Source organism: Rhodococcus quanlei (assembly GCF_055231015.1).
The window spans coordinates 107,428-129,807 of the sequence record NZ_JBUYWD010000005.1 but is presented as its reverse complement, the minus strand read 5'-3'; the positions used below and the strand labels follow the sequence as shown (position 1 = coordinate 129,807).

The following is a 22,380-nucleotide window of genomic DNA, read 5'->3' as shown; positions in this document are numbered from 1 at the left end:
CGGGAATACCTGTCAGCTCGGCGGGAGTACTTGGGTCTGTGCCGGAACCTCGTCCTGCTTGAACACGCCGACCGGGCAACTGACTCCGGTGGCGTGGACCGGGCAGTAACCGTTTGGGTTCTTTGCGAGGTACTGCTGGTGGTAGTCCTCGGCGTAATAGAACTGTGTGAGAGGTGCGATCTCCGTGGTCACCTTGCCGTATCCGGCGGTGGTGAGCCGCTTCTCGAACAGCTCACCGGTGGCTTCGGCGATCTCCACCTGGTTCTCGTCGAAGGTGTAGATGGCAGAGCGGTACTGGGTGCCACGGTCGTTGCCCTGACGCATTCCCTGCGTCGGGTCGTGGTTCTCCCAGAAGTGCCCAAGGATCTGCTCGTAGGTGATCACGGCCGGGTCGAACACGATAAGAACGGATTCGGTGTGCCCGGTGCGCCCCGAGCAGACCTCTTCATACGTGGGATTGGGGGTGTAGCCGCCCGCATAACCAGCAGCGGTCGAGTACACACCCTCGAGTTGCCAGTATTCTTTTTCGGCGCCCCAGAAACACCCCATGGCGACGACAGCGGATTCGAGACCGTCTGGAAACGGCGGCGCTATCGGATGTCCGTTGACGTAGTGCGCTGCGGGAACCGGCATGGGGTTACTGCGGCCCGGCAGTGCTTGCTCAGCTGTGACCATCGGGGACTCACCCGATGCGCGACCCAGAAGTTCGTCGTACCAAGACATGACCCGATGCTACGCGCGGCTCACGGGTGATCGCCTCAGCCGAGGCGGTGACCTCGGACGCCGCGAGTGCGGCCGCTCGTTTCTCGGCGCGGGCCTTTTCGGTTCGGTCGGTCCAGGCCGCGATCGTGCGCGCGCCCGGCACCTCCACCCACCGGTAGAGAGCTTCCGCAACCAGAGCCATGACGACGATGAAGGCGATGACGGCGCCCGTCGCCCCCAACGGCCCCACCGCGTTCTCGTACACGCGATACAACACCAGCGTGTGCACCAGGTAGATGGTGTAGCTGCGCTGCGCGGTCCAGCGGACGACTGCCCAGTTGTTGATCTTTCCGTCGTACCGGGCGAACAACACGACACAGGCGGTGACGAACGCGATGGTCCACAGGTAGCGGTCGCCGGCCCAGTAGACGCGGTATTCGGTCGCGAAACGCACGACCTCCATCTGCGCGAAGGCTGCGATGACGATCCACCGCCAGTCGACCAGACGCGCCCACCCCAGGTAGATGATCTGACCGAGGAACACCGTCGGCATCGTCGCCGCGATCTTCGACAACATCGGCACCGCATAGGGCTGCGGAACATACAGGTTGTAGAGCAGCACCAGTACACAGATCGCCGCCCCGGCCAACGGCATGATGATGGGTTTCTCGCGCAGAATCGGCCGGGCGAACACGCACGCCACGTAGAACGTGACCTGCACCGCCAACGTCCAGGTGACACCGAGAACGGCAACTTCCGGTTTGAGGAAGAAGCCGCCGAGGAAGAAGCTGAGCACCGCCTCTACGTTGGATACACCGTCCTGCGGGCCGAACATGCCATTGATACCCAGCCGGACCAGGATGATCGCGGCGGCGATGGCGATCCAGAAGGCCGGCAGAAGTCGGCCGAGGCGGTTGAGCAGGAATTTGCGCGGACTGTGCCGGATCGCAGAACGGGTGATCAGTGCACCCGTGAGCGTCATGAAAACGGCCACACCGAGAAACGACAGGTGATTGTTCAGGCCGGCGCCGTCGATCAACACCCCGGTCACGACATCGATACCCCACCAACCGGTGCCCAGATCGTCGACCAGATAGAACGAGATGTGCGAATACAGCACCGTCAGCACGGCCAGGAATCGCAACAGATTGGCACCACCGAAATCGACGCGCGGCGCATGTTCACGCGTCGTCGATTTCGCTGGATCACGCGTCTTCGACGCGGGAAGCAGTGCTGACACTCGCGCCAGTTTAGATGGAGTTCACCCGCAAACCGAATTGAGCTGCGGGTTCGCCGGGAGGAATGACCTGACGAACCCCGGTGTTGCGATGGGTGTACCAATGAGATTGGGTATATATCGGATTGGGTAGTTACCCGAGAACGTTTCATCGATAAGACGTCTGGGCTCTGTGGCCCACGAAGAAGGGATGCTCGTGTCTGTTTACACGCTGCCGGATCTGCCCTACGACTATGCAGCTCTCGAGCCGCATATCTCGGCAAAGATCATGGAACTGCACCACGACAAGCACCACGCGGCCTACGTCGCCGGCGCGAACACCGCCCTCGAGAAGCTGGCCGAGCTTCGTGAGTCCGACGCCCTGGCGCCTGTGGTCAACCTGCACGAGAAGAACCTCGCCTTCCACCTCGGTGGTCACACCAACCACTCGGTGTTCTGGAACAACCTGAGCCCGGAGGGTGGCGACAAGCCCGAGGGTGAGCTCGCTGCTGCCATCGACGACCAGTTCGGCAGCTTCGACGCTTTCCGCAGCCACTTCTCGGCCAACGCCAACGCCATCCAGGGCTCGGGCTGGTCCATCCTGGCCTGGGACTCCATCGGCCAGCGCCTGATCATCGTCCAGCTGTACGACCAGCAGGGCAACATCTCGATCGGCCTGACCCCGCTGCTCATGCTGGACATGTGGGAGCACGCTTTCTACCTCGACTACCAGAACGTCAAGGGCGACTACGTCAAGGCTTTCTGGAACATCGTGAACTGGGCCGACGTCGCCGCTCGTTTCGAGAAGGCGCGCACCCAGACCGCCGGCCTGATCGTCTAGTCGATCTGCCTTCCCGGAGGGCGCGCAGCGGAACCTCAGCGGTTCTGCTGCGCGCCCTCTGCATGTGCGGGTGTTGTGGTGCGACGCGTCACCACAAGGAGGACGATGGCGAGCGCAGCCGTGGTGACACCGAATCCAGCTGCCAGGAGTTCTGGCGTGATCAGCGACTCGTCGGCTGGCGACGTGCTGACGGCCACCGGTGCTGCAAGCACGTCACCGAGTTGGTCCTGCTGCGCGGAATTCCGAGCTGGGATGGCGGCCGCACCGGAACCGAGATCCGTGGACAGCTGCGTCGACAGAGCCTCGAGTTTGGTGAACCCGTCGACGATCTGTGTCGTGGCCTGGTCCACCATCTCCGGCGCCTGATCTGCAATCGGCACGATGCCGTCGTTCAACTGCTGGGCACCGCGCGAGAGTTGATCGCTGGCAGCGGTCACTTGCGCCATCGCGGACCGGACCAGGTCGCCGAGGTTCGATTCCGGTCCGACGTCGCCGCCGAGCAGTTCGGGTACTGCCGTGAGGTTGCGGTGGAGCAGACCGAGATCGGTACTCACCTGTTCGAGGTCGCCGAGAACTTCCGGGGGCACCGGCGTATGACGCAACACGTTCAGAACCTCGTCCAGGGCCTCCTTGGTGCGCTGCGTGTTGCCGGTCGCGTCACCGAGCGTTGCCCCGACATCGGTGAGCCGATTCGCCACATCGTTTGCAGTATTGGACGTTTCGGCCACCACTCCCGCTACCGCGTCGGCCACCTCGAGCAGCTCGATCGAACCGGCTCGGGCGGTTTCGAGGTAGGGCAGCAACGCCTCGGCACCTTCGGCCAACTCCTTGGCCGCCGAGTCGGCAGCGCCCGTACCAGCGGCGAGAAACCCAGCGAGCATTCCGGTCTGCTGGAATGTGGTGCGGGTGGCGGCGATGTTTCCCAACAGGTCGGACATGCCTGCCGCACCGATCTGTTGCGTGACAGCAGCATTTACGGCGGCTGCCACCGCCGGGCCGTCTTCGATCATGTCGATGTCGACAGACGCCTGACGGGGCGTCGGCCCCCACACGGACGAGACTGCTTCGCTGAAGTCCTCCGGCACCGTCACGACAGCGAGGTAGTCGCCGGCTGCCGCTTCGTCCGCCGTGACAACCTGCCAATCGAGTGAGGACTGCTCGTCCAGCTTCTCGGCAATCCTGTCGCCTGCACGCACCTCCTCGCCGTCCACGATTGCACCGGCATCGGCATTGACGACCGCAACGGCACGGTCACCACCGCGAGCATGCGCAACAGCGGCAGCTCCTCCCCCGACCAGAACCAGCACCAACAACGTCGCCGCCGCAGCGCGCACAGATCTCATACGCCGAAACATAGGCCACGTTCACTGGGTGCATTCTGTGGAAACTCTGAGAGGCCTCTGAGGAAAGTTGGCACTCGGGTGACCTTGTGTGCCAGATGGGGCCGAGCGCATGCTGGAAGTACCGAGGAGGCGGACATGAGAGGAAGCAACGAGTACGTCGGCGTCTCGCCCTTTCAGGCTGCGGGGGTTCTGCGTGGGTTCGTGATCTCGGGCCGCTGGCCGGTCAGCACAAAAGAATGGGCCCAGCTGCTCACTCTCGCTGTCCGTGTCGCGACGCTTCCCGGCATCCTCCGCACCTCGACCGTGTTCGGCGTACGAGAAGAACTCCCCGACGACCCCGAGCCCGGCACCGTCGGACTCGTGATCGCAGAAGGTCCCGTTCTCGGAGATTCCGCGATCACCCCGGGCCGATTCGAAAGCCACCAGCCGCCGGCGATCCTCATGCTGCACCCGCCCTCCGAAACCGCCCCCAGCCTGCCCGAATGCGTCGGCGCCGCCTCCGGATGCGTCCTACTGCCCGGCCTGCCGGACCTGGGACTCGAACACCGCGCAGCCTGGGTCGAGGCCGAAGCCGACGGCACCGTGACCTCGATGGTGAGCCGCATCGGCATCGATCCGATCAGCGACCCCGACACCGCTGTTCTGGCGATGCTGCTCACGTCGTGAGAGGTTGACCGAGGATCGCTACACAGACGGTTCCGAACTCGTCTTCCGGGAAGCTACGCCCGCGCACCGTGTCGGCCTGGCGCTCGTCCCGGAACTCGACCCGGCACGCAAGATCGGGATATGTGTGATCGCCCGTTGTCGTGCCGAGGAACATGAACTCCGCATCCGGCGAGTCGCACGCCACGGGCTCGACCTGCGACGGTATCTCGCCGCTGCTCGACCACTTCCGGGCATAGCAACTCCCCGGCGGGCCATCGACCATCCGATGCGAATCACGAACGAACGCGGTCAGCAATAGCCCGACCACCAGAATCACAGTTCCCAGTTCGACCCGGCGACCGGGGTGTGCCAGATAGAAGTGCATCACCCTCCCTGACCGAGTTGCCACCCCGAACCAGCGACCGAATCGTCGTTGGGGTGAGTACGAGGGTGCGGCGACCGCAGCGGCTCGTCATAGGCCACCCGCCATGATCAACACGAAGGGCACGTACATATACATCGGAAAGTCCGGCTCATCGTGGGACTCGATACCCGACAACAGGACCGCTCCGGCGACCCTCACGCCGAGGGCCACTCGATCACGTCGTCGACGTTGTTGTCCGTCACGTCCCCCACCTGCTCCTTCATGATGATGGGAATCCTACGAGACCACTGTTCGCCGAGTCTCGATACGGCGTCAGGGTTCCCGAAGTTTCGCCCATAGGTTTCCCAAACTTATTGCCGCGTTTGGCTTTTCGGATTTCGTTGAGCTAGTGTGAGGGCATCGAAGGGGAGTAGCCCCCAATCGCCTGTGTCGACACACTGGTTCGTTCGAATCCCTGATTCACCCGAACCCGGCCTGGCGAACCGGCATCACGCCGGTGGGCGAGACCTTCGGCCAGGCCGGCGCACCTGCGCTGCCCGGGCCGGAGGCAACACCCCCATCCTCCGACCTACGACTTCGTCAGGAGGATGAACGTGCTCGCCGCACTATTGCTGAGCTTCGGCGTGATTTTCGTCGCCGAGCTCGGCGACAAATCCCAGCTGATGGCAATGACGTTCGCGTTGCGCTATCGCTGGTGGGTCGTCATCTCGGGTATCACCGTCGCGACCACGATCGTGCACCTCGCATCGGTGGCGATCGGCCACTCGCTGGGAGTGGCACTGCCCACCACCCTCATCGCCGTTGTCGGCGGGATCGCATTTCTGGGCTTCGGCGCATGGACGCTGCGCGGCGACAGCCTCAGCGAAGAGGAATCGAACAAGGCCGGGGGTGTTGCACGCTCGGCCCTACTGGCAGTCATCTCGGCATTCGTCCTCGCCGAACTGGGCGACAAGACGATGCTCGCGACCATCACACTGGCCACCGACCACGACACCATCGGCGTGTGGATCGGCTCGACACTGGGCATGGTGGCCGCAGACGCCCTGGCAATCGTCGTCGGCGCCGTACTCGGCAAGCACCTACCGGAGAACACGATTCGCATCGGTGCCGCGGTGCTGTTCTTCATCTTCGGCGCCTGGCTGTTGCTCGATGCAGTTTTCCCTGGTACAGCCGCCGGACTCATCGGCGCCGGCGCGGTCATCGCGTTGGCCGGGATTGTCGTCGCGGTGCGGAAATTCCGACGTGATCAAAGTGGCGAAAACCCGGTTTCTGTCGGACCTGCGAGGTAGGCTTTCGAACACAGGTTCGATTCGGGGATTGGGGGGTGGGTATGGGTATCGCGGTGAGTCTGGATGCTCTCGGCTGTGCGGCCGGGGATCTCCTCGACGGCGATCTCACGCCGCTGTCCGATGATGAGGTGGTCGAGACCATCCGCCGACTCGAGGAAACGGTTCGCCGGTTGGGTGCGGTGTCGGATCGGCTGGTCGTCGACACCGTCGAAAGGTCTGTTCCCGCGCGTCTGGGCTACAACAGCCCGAACAAACTGCTCGTGGACGTGATTCGGGTGTCGGCGTCGGAGGCGTCGGCACGAGTATCCCGCGCCCGTGATGCCGGGACCTGGCACACGGTGGGCGGCGAGGCGTGTGCTGCGGCTCTTCCGGAAACGGCGGCCGCCAGGGCCGACGGAGCGATCGGCAACGATCACGTGCGTGCCGTCAGCCGCACACTACGGAAGGTGCCCCGCAACATCTGCCGTTCCGAACTCGCGACGGCGGAGAAGATTCTGGCCGACTGCGCCCGCGGCGGCACCCCGGAAGATGTGGAACACGCCGGACACAGGTTGCTGGCCTATCTGAATCCGGACGGCAGCCTCACCGACGACCGCGATCGGGCGCGCCGACGCAGTCTGCACGTGTCCGCACAGGACTCGGAGTTGATGTCGAAGATCTCCGGTGAACTCGACCCGACCACCCGGGCCCTCCTGGACCCGGTGTTGGAGAAGTGGGCACGGCCCGGCATGAACAACCCCACCGACCCGCACTCCCCGACAGGGGACGCCGAACAGCCCGGTATCGACCGCCAACAGTTGGCGGCCGCCGCCGCCCGCGACACCCGCACCACCGGGCAACGCAACCACGACGCATTGGCGGCGATGCTGCGGACCGTGCTGTCCTCGGGGGTGCTCGGCGCCCACCGTGGGCTGCCGGCCACCACCATCATCACCATGACCCTCGACCAACTCGAAAAAGCTGCGGGCGGGGTGGCCACCACCGCCACCGGCGGGCTGCTGCCCATCGTCGACGCGTTGACGCTCGCCGAGCAGTCGCATCCGGTGCTGGCGGTGTTCGACCACCACGGTCGGCCGCTGCACCTGGGCCGCACCTCCCGTCTCGCGTCCGTCAACCAGCGGCTCGCGCTCATCGCCGCCGACGCCGGCTGCACCCGGCCCGGCTGCGCGGCCCCACCCACCCGGTGCGCGGTCCATCACGTCCGCGACTGGCGCCGCGGTGGTAGCACCGACATCGACAACCTCACCCTGGCCTGCGACGCCTGCCATGCCCTCGTCAACGACTCCGAGAACGGATGGGCCACCCACCCATCACGTCGACGAACCACCTGGACCCCGCCACGACACATCGACCCCGCCCGTCGGCCACGGATCAACCACCGCCACCACCCACACGAACTGCTCACCGAAACCTCCGACGACGGCGACATCCCCTAACTAACTCATACGATCCGAGTCTCCACCGCCGCGACCATTCCGACGGTCATGCTTTCTTGCTCGTCGTATGCAGCAAGAGCTTTCGCGAACTCGGCGCGCATATCGAGCGCGTGTGTGCGGTTGGCTTCGATGGTCGCGATGGCAGCAGTGGCGTTGGCACGAACCTTCTCGGTGAGTACCGCCGCGGACGGCAGATGCTCTTCACCGAAGCCCATGCTGTCCGGGGCGAGTTCGGTGCGGGCGCGCACGAGCAGGGCATCCATGTCATCAGCGAGTGTGTCGCAAGCATCGATGCACCGGGTCAGCGCTTCCCGGTCGAGTTCGAGCACACCGTCCCCACCGGTCATCGGACGCCCACACCGGCCTGGTTGATCGCTGACGTGTTCGCAGCTTCCTGGCCCTCGTAGCCGTTCGCGTTGGCGGTGAGCGTGTCCGAGAGCCGCGCGATGTCTGCCAGAAGTGCTGTGCGCCGGCCGTTCACGTACGTGTCGAATTGCGCGAATGCCGCCGAAGCAGTGCCCGTCCACGCGGTGGCCGAGTTCGTGATTTCTCTGTCGGTGTCGGTGAGCGCAGTGTTCGCGTCCGTGAACACGCAATCCATGCGGCTTGCGGCGGCACGCAGCTGCGCAGGGTCCACCTCGAGCACCCCACCAGGTCCGTTACTCACAGTTGCTGTCCTCCCCTTGGCAAGTACCAGTCAGGTTCGCTACCTTACGTGCACATCGAACCGTGGGGGGGATCGTGGACCTGAAGATGATTCGCGAGTGGGACGTCGTCGTACTCGAGCAGTTGGAAGAGTCGCTGTCCGCTCGGCTGACCACCGTCGCCGACGTTCAACAGCGCATCACCGACATCGGGCAGCTTCCGGCGTGGTCGGACACAGCAGCGGACGCTGCCCGGCAGTCTTTCCGGATCACTACCGACAGCCTCACCGACGAGGCCGCTGCGATCGGTGCAGTTCGTCAATGCGCGCAGGAGGCGGCGGTTGCGCTGCGGCATGTGAAGACGGAGCTGGACGAGCTGATCGAATTCGCCTCCGCCAACGGTTTCGTGATCGACGATTCGGGTCATGTGACCGATGCACCGAACCAGCCCGAGCGTTCCCCCGAAGACACTGCCCAACGGGAGACGGTCCGAGCAGACATCGAGGCGGGCGCTAAGGCGCTGATCCTGCAGGCGGAGGACATCGACGCCGACTCGGCATCGGTTCTGCGGCGGGCTGCGGCCGGCGACATCGAGGCCGACGGCGCTCACACCACCGAGGAGGCGAGCACCAACGGCGCCGAGCAGGGTGGCCTGACCGCACCGGCACCACCAAAAGACGCTTCGCCGACCCAGAATCGCGAGTATTGGGAAGCGCTTCCACCGGATCAGCGGGCCGAGGTACTCGACGAGCACCCCGAGTGGGTCGGGAACCGGGATGGCATTCCGGCCGATGTGCGTCACGAGGCGAACGTCAGTCGATTCGACGACGAACGCGAACGGTTGGAGGCGGAACGCGACCGCCTGCAGGCCGAGCTCGACGGCAACATGTTCGGTGGCACATTCAGCAACAAAGACGCCGAACTCTGGTACACCGAGCAGAAATTGAAGGATCTCGAGGAGCTCGAGCAGATCGTCGAGAAGAACCCGGACGGCAAGCTGATGCTTCTCGATCTGCAATCCGGGGAGCGCGGGATGGCGGCCTTCGCCGTCGGTGATCCGGATACGGCTGACCACGTTTCGGTCACGACACCCGGTTTGAACACGAACATCGACCAGTCGTTCGATGGCATGGTCGGCGAAGCCCGGTCATTGCGCGAAGAAGCGGGACGCCAGCTCGACGCGACAGAGGGCCGCGAAGACGAGACTGTGGCAACGATTGCGTGGTTGGGTTACGAACCCCCTCAAACGACCGGCCCCGGAAACTTCGACACGGCTCGCGGATACGCCGATGTTGCGCAAAGCGACCGGGCCACAGCCGGCGCCCCGAAACTCGCCAACTTCTACGAAGGTTTGGACGCGGCGTCCCAGAAGCCGGACCCGCACATCACGGCACTGGGGCATTCGTACGGTTCGTACACCCAAGGATTGGCGCTGCAGGACCCTGCACCTGGCCAGCCGGTCGACGATGCGGTGTTCTACGGGTCGCCCGGTGTCAATGCCGGCGACGAATCCGGCTTGGGTCTGCAGGAGGGGCACGGCTACGTGATGGAAGCGGACGGCGATCGGTTCGTCGCGGAAGTCGGAAAGACCCACAGGTTCGGACCGGACCCGAGTACCGCCGACTTCGAGCAGTTGTCCGTCGACGAAGGAACGAGCCCCGACGGGGTGCATCGAACGGGAGTCGATTCGCACAGCGGCTACCCCAAGAAGGGAACGATGTCGGAATACAACATGGCCGTCGTCCTGGCCGGATTGGACGGGGTGGTTCGGTGAAGCGTTGGAGATACGGAGCAGCCGTGGCCGTTGCTCTTATCGCGTTGACAGGATGTGGGAACGACATGACAGAGCACCCGTACAACTCCACCGACAGTGAAATCGCTGCTGCCGAGGCCGAAATGCGCCAGTGGCCGTCGCTCGCGGACACCGAACGCGACCTGACGAGCACCATCGACCGGATCGCCGACGCCGTCCATGCGGTTGTTCCGGCCCTGAACTTCGAGCCGCACCGGGAAAGGTCCGAGGGAACTTGCACTCCGCCGTACTCGGATACGGACGGTGTATCGGTGAGCACGCAACCACTGTTGGCGCGCAACGCCATTCCCGATGCCGACTGGCCGGCAGTCCTCGACACGGCACGAACTATCGCCGGCGAGGACGGGATCACGGAACTGTCCGTCCGCGCCGATCGACCTGGGCGGCACGACATCCGCCTGTTCGCCGACGACGGACGTGAAATCTTCCTCGTGGCCGGCGGGAACACCGTTCTCGACGGCAACACGGGATGCCGATACCGGTGAGAATTCAATGGTAGGTACTACTCGCTGGAATGCAGTGAGCAACAAGATGGGATGCGCGGTCGTTTCAATCCTCCCTCGGAATCGCTCTACCGCTCTGAAACCGAGCGAGCGCACGGCGTGGTTCACATCCGTGGTCACATGTGTAGTGACGGCAGGAGTCGCCTTCGGTACGTGGGCGAGGCTGACTCGGCATGGCGACTACGACTTCCCGGATTCTCGAATACTCTTCGTCGTGGTGACGCTTGTATATCTGTCACTGCTGTTCCTCGCAGCACGCAAGACGTTCACGATGTAGATCGCGATTCCGTATGGCATCGTGTTCGGCCTTCTCTGCGTTGTCGCGATTCCCGCAGCGTTGACGCTGATCGGATGGCAATGACCTCATTCGGAAAATGGACCCAGCCAGGAATCCTCCTGGGTCTGGCGTGCGCCTTCACCGGCTTCTACGTGGCGCCCGCAATCTGGTTGGTCTTCGCCCTGGCGCTCGGCGGTTTGTTGGTGCAGAACGAGACCATCAGGCAGGTGAGTTGCGGTGTGATGCTCTCGCTCGTGGTTCTGCTCATCGCGGCGGCCGTGTACGCGGCGATGGGTTGACGCTACGCGGTCTTGACGTCCGCGGCGTCGTTGATGGTCCGGATCACTTCGACAAGCCGGATCGTCTGACCGGGCTCGAAGACCTGATCGGGGCCTCGTCGGTGAACGGCGCCTCGTAGTGCAGTCCGGGGTCCATATACGACGACTCCGACAAAACTCCGCGACCACCGCCAAGCTACGGCGCTATGAACCCACCGACGCCGGGCACGGTGGGCTGGCCCTTGTTCGTTGCAAGATTGGCGCTCGTCAGTGCCACGGAGAACACGACCGGTCCCGAACCGGTGCGCACGGTGGCATGGGTGCGAGCTGGGTCCGGGAAGTAGTCGCAGGCCTTGAGGAGGGTGCTGCCGTGATCGCCGGTGCCGAGGTTCTGGTAATTGATCTGCAGCATCGCGCCGCCGGCCGTGGTGCCGCACACCTGAGGGCTGAAGTGGGTCGAGAAGGTGGTCTCACCGGGCACTGCGGACGCCTGGGCCAGCACCGAACCCGAATACGCTCCCGGCACCGGCAGTCCGCTGACCCAGAGTCCCGAAGCCGGGATCTGATAGACGGGGATCGGAGCAGGCCCGACCACCGGCCCGAACGGCTCGGCGGTGGCCGGCGTCGCAAATGCAACGGCCGCACCGAAAGCGGACAGAGCTCCCAGTGCGGCCACGCGCAGTCGTTTCAGGGCAGGCATGCCCCGATTCAACATCATTCGTGAGGTCGGGGTGCGACGAATCCGCCAACACAGACCGGGGAAGCAACTATCCTTCGAGTTCGGACGGTTTCACACCGACACGAGAGTTGGGTGCATCATGCGCCGAGTACTCCGCGCGCTGGCAGTCTCGCTTCTGTTCGTGGCCTCGGTGGCGGGCGCTGCACCGCTCTCGACCGCCCAGTCACCCGGATACGCCCAGCCACCCGGATACGCACAGCCACCCGGATATTCGGCGCAACTCCTGCACTTCTCGGTCCGTGTCGGACCGGACAAGTCCCAGCACTGCACCATCGTCGGGAAGCTCTTCCTTCCCGATGCCGCCTCCCCGACGGACCGGGTCCCGGCAATCCTGACCACCAACGGTTTCGGCGGCTCGTACCACGACCAAGTGCCCCTCGCCCGCACCGCAGCCATGAACAGTTATGCGGTGCTGACGTATTCCGGACTCGGATTCGGGGGATCGTCGTGCAAGGTTTCCCTCGACAGCCCCGACTACGACGGCCGCGCTGCGGCGCAGTTGGTCAGCTTTCTCGGCGGTGCCCACGGAATCGGGTTCTCCGACGCCGCACTCACGCAACCATTCTCGTTACCGGACGTGATCGTGCGCGATACGACGGACCATCACGGCAACGGCTCCAAGCACGACCCCCGAGTCGGGATGATCGGCACGTCCTACGGCGGCCAGGTTCAATTCGCCGCTGCCGCCACCGATCCCCGTATCGACACGATCGTCCCGATGAACACCTGGAACGACCTGTCGTATTCGCTCACTCCCAACGGCACATCGGTGACGTCGGGGGTGTCCACGGCGGTGCCGGGAGCGGCGAAGGTGCTGTATTCGTCCCTCTTCTTCGCGAGCGGTGTCATCAACCCACGGGCCGCCGGTTACCTGGCGGACCCCGCGCGCACCGCAGGCTGCCCCAACTATCTACCCTTCGTCTGCGCGGCATTCGCGCAGGCGGCCGTGTCGGGCACGGTGGACCCGCAGGTCACCGAGACGTTCCGCGCACATTCCGTGGTCAGCTACGTCGACCGAATCAATGTTCCGGTTCTGCTCGCCCAGGGGCAACAGGACACGTTGTTCGACCTGAACGAGGCGGTCGCAACCTACGAAGCACTGCAGGCCAGGGGCGTCGAAACCAAGATGATCTGGCATTCGTGGGGGCACAGCCACAGCACCCCTGCGCCCGGCGAGTTCAGCCACACGGCACCCGATCCGGACACCCAGTACGAAACCGGGCGCATCTTCGATTGGTTCGACCACTATCTGAAGGACACCGGAGTCGACACCGGGCCGCAGTTCGCCTACTTTCGGAACTGGGTGCAGTACACCGGCAATGCCGGACCCGCATACGCCTCGAGCGAGACGTATCCGGTCGGGACCGACCGCGCAATCCACCTCCCCGGCGACACCGCGCAAACCATCACAACAGGGATCGCAGGGCTACCGACCGGACTCGAAGCCCCCAACGTCGACCCGTCCGTGCCCGTGCCGACGGTGGCGCTGCCCGGAACGCACACCGTGTGGACGACACCGCCGCTGCCGGAGCCACTCGATGTCGTCGGAGCCCCCGGAATTACGCTGCGCGTGCAGTCGCCAGGCCAACCCGTGGTGTTCGTGAAGCTCTACGACGTGGCACCCGACGGCACCGCCACCCTGATCAACGGTCTGACCATGCCGGTGCGCATCACCGACCAGACCGCACCGGTCCCGATCACGTTGCCTGCCATCGTGCACCGGTTCGACACCGGACACTCGATCCGCCTGGAAGTAGCCGGCGGCGACGTCAGTTTTCGCGGTGGTCTCGAATCCACCACGGTGACGTTGTTGCGCGAGGGCTCCGGACCGCTCGTTCTTCCCGCGACCGGGTGAGCAGTCACTTTTCGTGCGGGTTATGGTGCAGGTCACCGTCATGAATTACGAGGAGTGAACGTGGAAATTCAGGGAACCGCCGCACTGGTCACTGGAGGCGCTTCGGGCCTCGGAGCCGCCACCGCCAAGCGTCTTGCCGACGCAGGAGCCACCGTTTTCGGACTGGACCTGGCGCAGTCCATCGAGAGGGCCGGTGACAACATCCCCGCAGGCGTCACTCTCATCCCCGGCGACGTCACCAACGAAGAGGACGTCAAGACCGCCCTCGAGAAGGTCGCCGAGGCGGACGTGCCGCTGCGCATCGTCGTCAACTGCGCAGGTGTCGGTTGGGCCGGCCGCATCCTGTCGAAGAAGGGTCCGCACGACCTGGAACTCTTCCGCACCGTGATCACCGTCAACCTGCTCGGCACGTTCAACGTCATGCGGCTGGCTGCCGAAGTCATCTCCAAGACCGAGACCGTCGACGACTCGGGGCAGCGCGGCGTCGTCGTCAACACCGCGTCCGTGGCCGCGTTCGAGGGCCAGATCGGGCAGATCGCATATTCCGCGTCGAAGGGTGGCGTGCACGGCATGACCGTCCCCGCAGCTCGCGACTTGGCGCAGTTCGGAATCCGCGTCAACACGATCGCCCCCGGCACCATCGACACCCCGATGCTCGCTGGCGTCACCGACGAATACCGCAAGGGACTCGAGGCCGGCATCCCGTTCCCGTCGCGCCTGGGCCAGCCGTCCGAGTACGCGCAGCTCGTTCAGATGATCACCGAGCACGACTACCTCAACGGTGAGACCATTCGTATGGATGGTGCGCTCCGCATGGCGCCGCGCTGACCAAGCACTCCACGCAGGGAGGTATTCCCACCGCGCATCACATGCGGTGGGAATACCTCCCTTCTGTGGTCACGGACGGGTTGTGCAGATCGATGCCACACTGTTTGCGTTGTGGGTAACATTGCACAATTGCGCACCCTGTTCACGTCGACGCTGCCGCCTACGGCAATACGGGATCGGGCTCCTCGAAGCTCGCCCGCGTACCCGTGCCGGCGTGAACCACCGCACACCACGACCACCTCAGGAATCGATTCATGACTCACTCCGCCGTGACGTCCCCATCGGAACCGTCCGGATCCGGTACGGATCCGACGAAGATCGACAAGAGGCTCCTCGAGGTAGCCGGTGTGGTCGTGCTCGGCGCGATCATGGCCACCCTCGACATGACCATCGTCAACGTCGCCATCCCGACCTTCCAGGCCGAGTTCCACGCCAGCTACGCCGACGTCGCCTGGGCTGTCACGGCCTACACGTTGTCGCTCGCAACCGTGATCCCGCTCACCGGTTGGGCAGCGGACCGTTTCGGCACGAAGCGCCTCTATCTGACGGCGCTTTTGCTGTTCGTCCTGGGTTCGGTGGCGTGCAGCACCGCATGGTCGCTCGAGGCGCTGATCGGCTTCCGGGTTCTGCAAGGACTGGGCGGTGGCATGTTGATGCCGTTGTCGATGATGATCCTCACCCGGGCAGCAGGCCCTGCACGGATCGGTCGGATGATGGCAATACTCGGTGTGCCGATGCTGCTGGGACCCATTTGCGGACCGATCTTGGGCGGCTGGCTGATCGACTCGGCCTCCTGGCACTGGATCTTCCTGGTCAACGTGCCCGTGGGGGCGGTGGCCATGCTCACGGCAGCATTCGTGCTGGCCAAGGACGAGGGGCGGCCGAGCGAGAAGTTCGACTTCCTGGGCATGCTGTTGCTTTCGCCGGGATTGGCCCTGTTCCTGTACGGCGTCTCATCCGTCCCGGGCGAGGGGACCATCGCGGCGGCCAAGGTCCTCGTGCCGTCGATCGTGGGCCTCGTGCTGATGGTGCTGTTCGTGCTACATGCGCTACGCACACCCAACGCGCTGATCGACCTGTCACTCTTCAAGGACAAGAACCTCACCGTGTCGGTGGTTACGCTGATCATCTTCGTGATCGCCTTCATGGGCACCATGATGTTGCTACCCAGCTACTTCATGCAGGTGCGCGGCGAGTCGACACTCATGGCCGGGCTACTGGTGGCCCCGCAGGGTCTCGGGGCGATGCTCTCGATGCCGATCGGCGGCAAGTTGATCGACAGAATCGGACCCAAGTTCGTCGTGCTGCCCGGCCTCACGCTCATCATCGTCGGACTGGGACTGTTCACCCTGGTCGGGACGGACACGTCGTTCTGGTACACCAGCGGATCGCTGTTCGTCATGGGATTGGGCATGGGCTGGACCATGATGCCGCTGATGACCTCGGCACTCGCGACGCTCACCGAGCGCAAGGTGGCGCGCGGCTCGACACTGATGAACATCATCCAACAGACCGGTGCATCGATCGGCGCCGCACTGATGTCGGTGGTGCTCACCAGCCAGATGACCAGCCACGGCGTCGATGCGGCCGCCATGGAAGGCACACGGGCGCCCGACGGACCGATGACACCGGACATCGCCGCCAAGATTCACCAGATGCTGCTGGGGGCCGCCGACGCATTCGGCAATACCTTCACTGTCGCTGTGATCATCGTGGCATGCACCCTGGTGCCCGCGTTCTTCCTGCCGCGCACAAAGGTGGTACCGAAGACAACTGTCAGCGCGCATTAGGAGGATCGCATGGGTTTGTACGGTGACCAGATCGTTCCGCGGCTCGTCAACATCAGCTGTGGGATCAAGGTCACGGGGCCGAACCGGCAGCGCGCCTGCGCCGGACTGCACGGTCAGGTGATGGAGATCGGTTTCGGGTCCGGCCTGAACGTGCCGTTCTATCCGTCCGCTGTGACGTCGGTGAGCGCCGTCGAACCGTCGGATGTCGGGTGGAAGCTGGCGGGTGACCGACTGGCACAATCACCCATCACCGTCGAGCGGTCCGGATTGGACGGGCAATCCCTCCCCTTCCCGGACGACACCTTCGATACCGCACTGTCCACCTGGACGATGTGCACCATCCCCGATCTCGGCGCCGCACTCGCCGAGGTGCGGCGCGTTCTCAAACCCGGTGGCACGTTGCATTTCGCGGAACACGGACTCGCCCCCGACACCAGTGTTCAGCGCTGGCAACGGCGACTCGAGCCGATCCAGAAGGCTGTCGCCGGTGGTTGCCACCTCACCCGCGACATCCCCACCCTGCTGACCGGCGTGGGCTTCGACATCCAGGAACTCGACACCTTCTACGAAGAGTCCGTGCCCAAGCCTCTCGGTGCCATGTCCATCGGCCACGCCACTCCCCCCGTGCGTGAGTAACGAGTCCAGAGACTCGTCAACCACTCACAGGTCGTCGGCCGTCGGGATCTCGTCCTCCGCCCGGTCGCTCATCCACTCACGCAGAACCTTGGTGGCGACGACGTCGTCCTCGTTGTATTCGAGGATGCGTTGCCGCTGGCTGACGTCCACCTCTCCGTCGTAGCCGACCGCCTCGCGGTACCAGCCCATCGAGGCTTCACCGCTCGCCTCGTCGTCGCGCCATTCGAACCCGGCCACGGGTGCAATCTTCTTGAGGCCCTTGCCGCCTGGGCAGACGAACTGATCGCTCACCGCCTGGTAGATGTCCACCCATTGCGGGCTGTCGATGAACTCACGGATCTCAGCCTTGGTGGGGATGCCCGGCATGCCGGCGAAACGTTTCGCCGAATGGAGGAGCCATTTGTCTTCTGCAGCACGCGAATAGCAGTAGGCGGCGAAGGTCTTTCCGGCCGCCGCGGCGGCGGCACGCTCGGCCATCAGCCAGGTCCAGAATTCCGCGAAGGATCTTCCCTTGTCCGCGGTCGGTAGCGGCTCCCAGGTGGCGAACGGCCGGTACACGGACACGTCCCCCGTGTTGAGCAGCGTTCCCCACAGGTACGCGCCGTGCTCCTGGTAGCTCTCCATGTCGACGTCCACTTCGACGTCGGCCCGCACCACCTGAACCTTTTCGACGCGGCGCACGAGCGGGGCGCCTGCCAACCACGCCTTGGCGGTGATCACGGCATCGGCGAAATGGCCGTGCGGCCAGTCCTCGATGGGTTCGTCGTCCCAGGCGGCCAAGTCGTCGATGGTGTAGCAGCCGTGCTCGCGCAACAGGCTCGCCCGTGACCCGGTCGCAACAAGGCTGACGTCACGCGATTCGGCCAGCTGCGCCTTGCATCCCGGCCACCACGGGCACGACCGGCATTCCCCGATCTGTGACGGCTGTGTATCCAGTTCTCCGCGGGCGACGGCGATGCGATCGTCGAACCGCTCGTCGTAGTCGTCGAGAATCCCGTTGAGATCGTGCACGTAGATGCAGTCTCCGCCGTACCCGATTGCGCCACCGACGACAGCAGGTGTGGCAAGCGAGTGTCTCCCGAGCATTCGGTAGACCTGTGCGACCCGCATCTGATCGCGAATCTGACTGCGCGGCTTCCGTGTCTCGTCGACGACCGGTTCCCACTCGAACATGCTCGACGTGACCGCGCCACGCCCGGGATCGGTGACTTTGTGGTTGACCACGATCACGGGGATGTAGCCGCCCCGTTCGGTATCGCGGATCAGGATTTCGCAGTGGCCTTTGCGGCCGGTGTCGCGTTCGGACGGCAGCACGGCACCCCAGATTCGGTCGATGCCGGCGGCGCACGCCTCCAGGGTTGCTGCTGCACGTTCGCGCCGAGGCCGCTCGGCGTCGATCACAACCCACCGGTCCGGATCGGCCGCGACAAGCTGTTCGCGCACGTCGACGCGTTTGGCTGCCGCCGACTCCTGGCGTTGCCGCACACCGGGATCCTCCGGTCCGTCGAACACCTGATGCGGGTGGGCAGCATCGAGATGGACGCGGTGGCGGCAACGGGTCAGTGCCCCCGAATCGATCAGCACGGCAGACGAGATCGCCGCCTGTTCGGGAGCGTTCTCGGGTTCTGATTGCCTACGGTTTTGGGAACACACGATGACGAAGATTATGTGCTCCCCTAGGCTGATCCCGAACCACCGGATGCAGTTGGTAGCGTGGACTGCGCTGAAACACCAGGAAAAGGGGTCTTTTCGATGGCGTTGTTCAAGAAACGTTCGTCCCGAGCTACCCGCAAGGCGGAAGCGAAGGCACTCAAGCACAAGGCTGAAGTGGAAGCCAAGCTGAGCGCGAAAAACGAACGCAAACGCGACAAAGCCGCGGTCAAGTCGCAGAATAAGGCCGAGAAGGCCGAAAAAGAGACACAGAGGAAGCTCGAAAAGGCAGAGATCGCGAACCTGAAGGCGCAGGAGAAGGCGGCTGCGAAACAGGGTCTCAGCGTCGCCAACGTCAAAAGGTATCTCGGCGTGGCACGGCTGCTGACCCCGGTGCTTTTGCCCATCGCCTATCGCGCCGCCACCGCAGTGCGCGGACAGATCGACACACAGCGCGCCCACCGGTTGGGTGTGAGCGTCGACGAGCTCGGTGAGTTCACCGGGCACGGCGGCAGGCTGAGCGCCCGCATCGTCGGCGCCGAGAAGTCGGTGAAGGACATCCTCGGCCAGAAGCCGGACGACGCAGAGACGCAGGCCTTCGCCTCGGCCACACGCAAGAGGCTCAGCGACCTGAACACCGCGGTCCGCACAGCGGAGAAGATGCCGCCGGCCCGGCGCAAGTCTGCACACGCTGCCATCTCCAGCGAGCTCGACGGGGTCGAAGCCGACCTCCTTGCGCGCCTCGGCGTGCGCTGATGCACTACCGATAGTCGCAAACATGTCCACCGCCCGTCCCGAACCGACCGCGCTCCTGCGAGGAGCCGCCGTCGGCGCACTGTCCGCAGGCCTGGCGTTTGCGGCACACGGGATGGGCGGTGGTCATGCGCCTGCTCCCGCAGCGCTCGTGCTGCTGATCGCCGTGTGCGCCGGTCTCGGCGCCGTCACCGCGACGTTGCCGCGCCACCGGAACACACGCCTGTCCTTGGTCGCGACACTCGGTGCCGGTCAGCTCCTGGGGCACCTTGCGCTCAGCGCGACCGCGCACACCCATTCCGCCATTCCCCCGGTGGCGATGCTCGGTGCACACGCGGTGGCCACCGTGGTGTGTGCCGCACTCGTGGCGGGTGCGGAGTCGCTGTACGGACCCATCGTTCGGGTACTGCGGGTCGTCCTACGTCCGCCTGCTCCGCTCGTCCCCACCACACCGTCGCTGATCGTCGCCCGGCGTCCGGCAGACCCGGTGGGGGCCCTGTTGCGCGCCAGTATTTCGCGGCGTGGTCCTCCCATACCGGTCTGACACCACTCTCATTCCAGTACGAACCTCCAAAGGACCACATTTCATGAACTCCCTCGTTTCCCGTGCTCTCTTCACGGCCGGAGCGGCGGGCAGCGCCATGCTGCTCACCGCCGGCGTTGCCGCGGCACACGTCACCGTCTCCGCCCCGGGCGCGCAGCAGGGCGGATACTCCGTCCTGACGTTCAGCGTTCCCACCGAATCCGACGACGCATCCACCACCGCGGTGTCGGTGCAGTTGCCCGGGCTGACGTCCGCTCGCACCGAGCCGATCCCCGGGTGGACCTCCGTCGTGGAGAAAGACCCCGAGTCCCAACTCGCCACCGCGGTCACGTGGACGGCCGACCCCGGAGTGGGGGTGGCACCCGGCCAGTTCCAGCGGTTCGTCCTGTCTGCCGGACCGCTGCCCGAGCAGGACATGGTGTCGTTCGCGGCCGAGCAGACCTACAGCGACGGTGAGATCGTCGCCTGGGACCAGGAACCCGGCGAAGACGGCAGCGAACCCGAGAAGCCCGCACCGTCACTGACCCTCGCCGCCGCGTCCGACGACGGTCACAGCCACAGCGGGCACGCCGTCGACGGTCAGGACCAGGCAGCGGGAGAGCACGCAGACACTGCCGCAACCGACGACACCGCACGCTGGCTCGGCGGCATCGGCCTCGTGCTCGGAGCACTCGGTGCAGCCCTGGGCCTGGGCGCGGTCATTCGCGGACGGCGCTCATGAGGGCGCGGAACCGCATCGTCGCAACCGGGTTCTTCGCACTGCTGATGCTCGTACTCGCTGCCGGACCGGCTTCGGCGCATTCGGTCGTGACCGGGTCCAGTCCAGAGGACGGCGCCCAGATCGCGGCGGGCCCCGAACAGGTGAGCGTCACGTTCAACGAGCCACTGCAGGAAGCATTCGCGTCGCTGACAGTCGTCGGGCCGGACGGCAACCTCTGGTCCAAGAGCGACCCGATCGTCTCCGGTCCCACGGTGAGCACAGAGGTCGGTGAGCTCGGGCCGATAGGTGAATACACCATCGCCTTCCGAGTTACCTCCGCCGACGGGCATCCGGTGAGCGGAACCCGAACGTTCACGCTCACGGAGGAAGGCGACGGCACACCCGGACCCGCCGCGGACGCTGGAGAGTCGGACGGTTCCGGCTCCGGCGGAGTACCGATCTGGGTGTTCGTCGTGGCGGGTGTCGTCGTGTTTGCGGGCGCGCTCGCATTCGCGCTGCGAAGGCCTCGGGGAGAGCACTGATGCCGGTGGGTGCGGCGAAACGCAGAGTGTTGCTGTTCGCCGTACCCGCCGGACTGGTCGGTGTCGCGTCGGCCTGGTGGCTGGCGGCGCCGGACGGGCCGGGCGCCTCCGCGTTCGTGCGGGTACTCACGCTGTTGCTCGGGTCACTGGCTCTGGGGCTCGGCACCCTCGCCTGGATGGGCCGTGACGGTCGACGACCTGCGGCATCCCCGGATTCCCTGTGGCGCTATGTCGCCTGGACCGGCGGCGCCTGGGTGCTGTGCGAGGCCGTGCTGCTGACCATGACGGCGGCCGACACGGAGGACGTGAGCGCCACGACCATGTCGGCCGCGCAGTTCGCGGAGTTCCTCACGCAGGCGACGGCCGGTCGCATCGGGGTCGCGGCCGTGGTGTGTGCTGTTGCCGTTTCCGCTTACGCGGCGTTCGCGTTTCGATCCGGCCGTGAACTGCCGGTCGTGCCAGTGATCGCCCTGTCTGCGGTGGCACTGGTGCTACGCCCCGTGACCGGACACATGTCGCAGCAGGTGCTCGGGTCTGCCCTCGATGCCGTGCATGCGCTCGCTGCGGCCGGCTGGATCGGAGTGCTGGCCGCCTTGACGATCACAATGCGCTCACGCGGGGCTTGGGCAGTGTGGCTGCCCAGATACTCCACCCTGGCGTGGCGGTGCGTGTGGGCGTTGACGATCACGGGAGTGATCGACGCAGCGGTGCGTCTCGGTTCGGTCACCGCCCTGTACGACACCGGTTACGGCCGAATCGTGTTCGCGAAATCCGTGACACTGCTCGCGCTGCTCGGCCTCGGCTGGTGGTGGCGCCGCACCTGGGTGGACAGCGCTGCTGCCCACCGCATCACCGCCGACGCCTCGCTGAAGCGCGCGGTGATCGAGGTGATCGCGATGGGTATCCCGTTCGGACTTGCCGCCGCATTGGCGACGACTGCCTGACCCGAACAGCGCCTGACCCGAACACCC

25 protein-coding genes are annotated in these 22,380 nt (G+C 65.0%); 17 read left to right on the top strand and 8 right to left on the bottom strand.

The window, feature by feature from the left end:
* Positions 1–12: 12 nt before the first annotated feature.
* Positions 13–723, bottom strand: a complete 711-nt coding sequence (msrA, locus tag ACZI8Q_RS03725; protein ID WP_463372150.1) for a peptide-methionine (S)-S-oxide reductase MsrA — start codon at positions 721–723, stop codon at positions 13–15.
* Positions 683–1,849, bottom strand: a complete 1,167-nt coding sequence (locus ACZI8Q_RS03720) for an acyltransferase family protein (protein WP_463372234.1) — start codon at positions 1,847–1,849, stop codon at positions 683–685. Before ACZI8Q_RS03720 ends, msrA begins: the two co-directional genes overlap by 41 nt.
* A gap of 286 nt (positions 1,850–2,135) precedes the next feature.
* On the opposite strand from ACZI8Q_RS03720, the gene ACZI8Q_RS03715 reads away from it, so the two are divergent.
* On the top strand, positions 2,136–2,759 hold the full coding sequence (locus tag ACZI8Q_RS03715) for a superoxide dismutase (protein WP_463372149.1): 624 nt from the start codon (positions 2,136–2,138) through the stop codon (positions 2,757–2,759).
* Between the two features lie 35 nt (positions 2,760–2,794).
* On the opposite strand, the gene ACZI8Q_RS03710 is transcribed toward ACZI8Q_RS03715, so the two are convergent.
* Entirely contained in the window at positions 2,795–4,102 is a 1,308-nt protein-coding gene (locus ACZI8Q_RS03710; RefSeq protein WP_463372148.1) for a YhgE/Pip domain-containing protein, read from the bottom strand.
* A gap of 135 nt (positions 4,103–4,237) precedes the next feature.
* On the opposite strand from ACZI8Q_RS03710, the gene ACZI8Q_RS03705 reads away from it, so the two are divergent.
* Entirely contained in the window at positions 4,238–4,768 is a 531-nt protein-coding gene (locus ACZI8Q_RS03705) for a peptidase (RefSeq protein ID WP_463372147.1), read from the top strand.
* Here ACZI8Q_RS03705 and ACZI8Q_RS03700 read toward each other — a convergent pair.
* Complete coding sequence (locus ACZI8Q_RS03700; RefSeq protein ID WP_463372146.1) at positions 4,758–5,132, bottom strand: hypothetical protein; 375 nt, start codon at positions 5,130–5,132, stop codon at positions 4,758–4,760. The genes ACZI8Q_RS03705 and ACZI8Q_RS03700 overlap by 11 nt on opposite strands.
* Before the next feature lie 587 nt (positions 5,133–5,719).
* On the opposite strand from ACZI8Q_RS03700, the gene ACZI8Q_RS03695 reads away from it, so the two are divergent.
* Positions 5,720–6,421, top strand: a complete 702-nt coding sequence (locus ACZI8Q_RS03695; RefSeq protein WP_463372145.1) for a TMEM165/GDT1 family protein — start codon at positions 5,720–5,722, stop codon at positions 6,419–6,421.
* 41 nt (positions 6,422–6,462) lie between these two features.
* A complete protein-coding gene (locus ACZI8Q_RS03690) occupies positions 6,463–7,857 on the top strand; it encodes an HNH endonuclease signature motif containing protein (RefSeq protein WP_463372233.1) in 1,395 nt (464 codons plus the stop codon).
* Between the two features lie 5 nt (positions 7,858–7,862).
* On the opposite strand, the gene ACZI8Q_RS03685 is transcribed toward ACZI8Q_RS03690, so the two are convergent.
* Together ACZI8Q_RS03685 and ACZI8Q_RS03680 are read right to left on the bottom strand one after the other, a co-directional pair.
* On the bottom strand, positions 7,863–8,204 hold the full coding sequence (locus ACZI8Q_RS03685; RefSeq protein WP_463372144.1) for a hypothetical protein: 342 nt from the start codon (positions 8,202–8,204) through the stop codon (positions 7,863–7,865).
* Positions 8,201–8,524, bottom strand: a complete 324-nt coding sequence (locus ACZI8Q_RS03680; RefSeq protein ID WP_463372143.1) for a WXG100 family type VII secretion target — start codon at positions 8,522–8,524, stop codon at positions 8,201–8,203. The genes ACZI8Q_RS03685 and ACZI8Q_RS03680 overlap by 4 nt, the downstream gene beginning before the upstream one ends.
* A gap of 74 nt (positions 8,525–8,598) precedes the next feature.
* Here ACZI8Q_RS03680 and ACZI8Q_RS03675 point away from each other — a divergent pair, with 74 nt between their 5' ends.
* From ACZI8Q_RS03675 to ACZI8Q_RS03660, 4 genes are all read left to right on the top strand, one after another.
* Positions 8,599–10,275, top strand: a complete 1,677-nt coding sequence (locus ACZI8Q_RS03675) for an alpha/beta hydrolase (RefSeq protein WP_463372142.1) — start codon at positions 8,599–8,601, stop codon at positions 10,273–10,275.
* Positions 10,276–10,340: 65 nt separating this feature from the next.
* Positions 10,341–10,799: an LppA family lipoprotein gene (locus ACZI8Q_RS03670; RefSeq protein ID WP_463372141.1), complete on the top strand. Its 459-nt coding sequence runs from the start codon at positions 10,341–10,343 to the stop codon at positions 10,797–10,799.
* Between the two features lie 145 nt (positions 10,800–10,944).
* Positions 10,945–11,094, top strand: coding sequence for a hypothetical protein (locus ACZI8Q_RS03665; RefSeq protein ID WP_463372140.1), 150 nt, complete (start codon positions 10,945–10,947; stop codon positions 11,092–11,094).
* Positions 11,095–11,168: 74 nt separating this feature from the next.
* Positions 11,169–11,393: a hypothetical protein gene (locus tag ACZI8Q_RS03660; protein WP_463372139.1), complete on the top strand. Its 225-nt coding sequence runs from the start codon at positions 11,169–11,171 to the stop codon at positions 11,391–11,393.
* Positions 11,394–11,568: 175 nt separating this feature from the next.
* Here the strand turns inward: ACZI8Q_RS03660 and ACZI8Q_RS03655 are convergent, their stop codons facing one another.
* Positions 11,569–12,072, bottom strand: coding sequence for a hypothetical protein (locus ACZI8Q_RS03655; RefSeq protein ID WP_463372138.1), 504 nt, complete (start codon positions 12,070–12,072; stop codon positions 11,569–11,571).
* Between the two features lie 118 nt (positions 12,073–12,190).
* On the opposite strand from ACZI8Q_RS03655, the gene ACZI8Q_RS03650 reads away from it, so the two are divergent.
* The 4 genes from ACZI8Q_RS03650 (at position 12,191) to ACZI8Q_RS03635 (ending at position 17,220) form a co-directional block, all read left to right on the top strand.
* Positions 12,191–13,966, top strand: coding sequence for a CocE/NonD family hydrolase (locus ACZI8Q_RS03650; protein WP_463372137.1), 1,776 nt, complete (start codon positions 12,191–12,193; stop codon positions 13,964–13,966).
* A gap of 60 nt (positions 13,967–14,026) precedes the next feature.
* Entirely contained in the window at positions 14,027–14,794 is a 768-nt protein-coding gene (locus tag ACZI8Q_RS03645) for an SDR family NAD(P)-dependent oxidoreductase (RefSeq protein ID WP_463372136.1), read from the top strand.
* A 254-nt stretch (positions 14,795–15,048) separates the two neighbouring features.
* Positions 15,049–16,584 (top strand): DHA2 family efflux MFS transporter permease subunit, encoded by a 1,536-nt coding sequence (locus ACZI8Q_RS03640; protein WP_463372135.1) that lies wholly within the window; start codon positions 15,049–15,051, stop codon positions 16,582–16,584.
* Between the two features lie 9 nt (positions 16,585–16,593).
* Positions 16,594–17,220: a class I SAM-dependent methyltransferase gene (locus ACZI8Q_RS03635; RefSeq protein WP_463372134.1), complete on the top strand. Its 627-nt coding sequence runs from the start codon at positions 16,594–16,596 to the stop codon at positions 17,218–17,220.
* 24 nt (positions 17,221–17,244) lie between these two features.
* On the opposite strand, the gene ACZI8Q_RS03630 is transcribed toward ACZI8Q_RS03635, so the two are convergent.
* Entirely contained in the window at positions 17,245–18,801 is a 1,557-nt protein-coding gene (locus tag ACZI8Q_RS03630; RefSeq protein ID WP_463372232.1) for a TM0106 family RecB-like putative nuclease, read from the bottom strand.
* 171 nt (positions 18,802–18,972) lie between these two features.
* Between ACZI8Q_RS03630 and ACZI8Q_RS03625 the strand changes: the two genes are divergently transcribed.
* Genes ACZI8Q_RS03625 through ACZI8Q_RS03605 form a run of 5 tightly spaced genes read left to right on the top strand, consistent with a single transcriptional unit; the run spans position 18,973 to position 22,353 of the window.
* Positions 18,973–19,626: a DUF6474 family protein gene (locus ACZI8Q_RS03625; protein WP_463372133.1), complete on the top strand. Its 654-nt coding sequence runs from the start codon at positions 18,973–18,975 to the stop codon at positions 19,624–19,626.
* 22 nt (positions 19,627–19,648) lie between these two features.
* On the top strand, positions 19,649–20,167 hold the full coding sequence (locus ACZI8Q_RS03620; RefSeq protein WP_463372132.1) for a hypothetical protein: 519 nt from the start codon (positions 19,649–19,651) through the stop codon (positions 20,165–20,167).
* Positions 20,168–20,210: 43 nt separating this feature from the next.
* Positions 20,211–20,888 carry a YcnI family copper-binding membrane protein gene (locus ACZI8Q_RS03615; RefSeq protein ID WP_463372131.1) on the top strand — a complete coding sequence of 226 codons (678 nt, stop codon included), beginning with the start codon at positions 20,211–20,213 and terminating at the stop codon, positions 20,886–20,888.
* Complete coding sequence (locus ACZI8Q_RS03610) at positions 20,885–21,409, top strand: copper resistance CopC family protein (RefSeq protein ID WP_463372130.1); 525 nt, start codon at positions 20,885–20,887, stop codon at positions 21,407–21,409. Before ACZI8Q_RS03615 ends, ACZI8Q_RS03610 begins: the two co-directional genes overlap by 4 nt.
* Positions 21,409–22,353: a CopD family protein gene (locus ACZI8Q_RS03605; protein ID WP_463372129.1), complete on the top strand. Its 945-nt coding sequence runs from the start codon at positions 21,409–21,411 to the stop codon at positions 22,351–22,353. Before ACZI8Q_RS03610 ends, ACZI8Q_RS03605 begins: the two co-directional genes overlap by 1 nt.
* The last annotated feature ends 27 nt before the right edge of the window (positions 22,354–22,380 follow it).

Coding starts and splice junctions, on each gene's coding strand:
- ACZI8Q_RS03640 (WP_463372135.1), top strand. CDS start 15,049: ATGACTCACTCCGCCGTGACGTCCCCATCGGAACCGTCCGGATCCGGT.
- ACZI8Q_RS03670 (WP_463372141.1), top strand. CDS start 10,341: ATGACAGAGCACCCGTACAACTCCACCGACAGTGAAATCGCTGCTGCC.
- msrA (WP_463372150.1), bottom strand. CDS start 723: ATGTCTTGGTACGACGAACTTCTGGGTCGCGCATCGGGTGAGTCCCCG.
- ACZI8Q_RS03660 (WP_463372139.1), top strand. CDS start 11,169: ATGGCAATGACCTCATTCGGAAAATGGACCCAGCCAGGAATCCTCCTG.
- ACZI8Q_RS03655 (WP_463372138.1), bottom strand. CDS start 12,072: ATGCCTGCCCTGAAACGACTGCGCGTGGCCGCACTGGGAGCTCTGTCC.
- ACZI8Q_RS03635 (WP_463372134.1), top strand. CDS start 16,594: ATGGGTTTGTACGGTGACCAGATCGTTCCGCGGCTCGTCAACATCAGC.
- ACZI8Q_RS03650 (WP_463372137.1), top strand. CDS start 12,191: ATGCGCCGAGTACTCCGCGCGCTGGCAGTCTCGCTTCTGTTCGTGGCC.
- ACZI8Q_RS03605 (WP_463372129.1), top strand. CDS start 21,409: ATGCCGGTGGGTGCGGCGAAACGCAGAGTGTTGCTGTTCGCCGTACCC.
- ACZI8Q_RS03615 (WP_463372131.1), top strand. CDS start 20,211: ATGAACTCCCTCGTTTCCCGTGCTCTCTTCACGGCCGGAGCGGCGGGC.
- ACZI8Q_RS03625 (WP_463372133.1), top strand. CDS start 18,973: ATGGCGTTGTTCAAGAAACGTTCGTCCCGAGCTACCCGCAAGGCGGAA.
- ACZI8Q_RS03710 (WP_463372148.1), bottom strand. CDS start 4,102: ATGAGATCTGTGCGCGCTGCGGCGGCGACGTTGTTGGTGCTGGTTCTG.
- ACZI8Q_RS03695 (WP_463372145.1), top strand. CDS start 5,720: ATGAACGTGCTCGCCGCACTATTGCTGAGCTTCGGCGTGATTTTCGTC.
- ACZI8Q_RS03620 (WP_463372132.1), top strand. CDS start 19,649: ATGTCCACCGCCCGTCCCGAACCGACCGCGCTCCTGCGAGGAGCCGCC.
- ACZI8Q_RS03610 (WP_463372130.1), top strand. CDS start 20,885: ATGAGGGCGCGGAACCGCATCGTCGCAACCGGGTTCTTCGCACTGCTG.
- ACZI8Q_RS03705 (WP_463372147.1), top strand. CDS start 4,238: ATGAGAGGAAGCAACGAGTACGTCGGCGTCTCGCCCTTTCAGGCTGCG.
- ACZI8Q_RS03685 (WP_463372144.1), bottom strand. CDS start 8,204: ATGACCGGTGGGGACGGTGTGCTCGAACTCGACCGGGAAGCGCTGACC.
- ACZI8Q_RS03690 (WP_463372233.1), top strand. CDS start 6,463: ATGGGTATCGCGGTGAGTCTGGATGCTCTCGGCTGTGCGGCCGGGGAT.
- ACZI8Q_RS03700 (WP_463372146.1), bottom strand. CDS start 5,132: ATGCACTTCTATCTGGCACACCCCGGTCGCCGGGTCGAACTGGGAACT.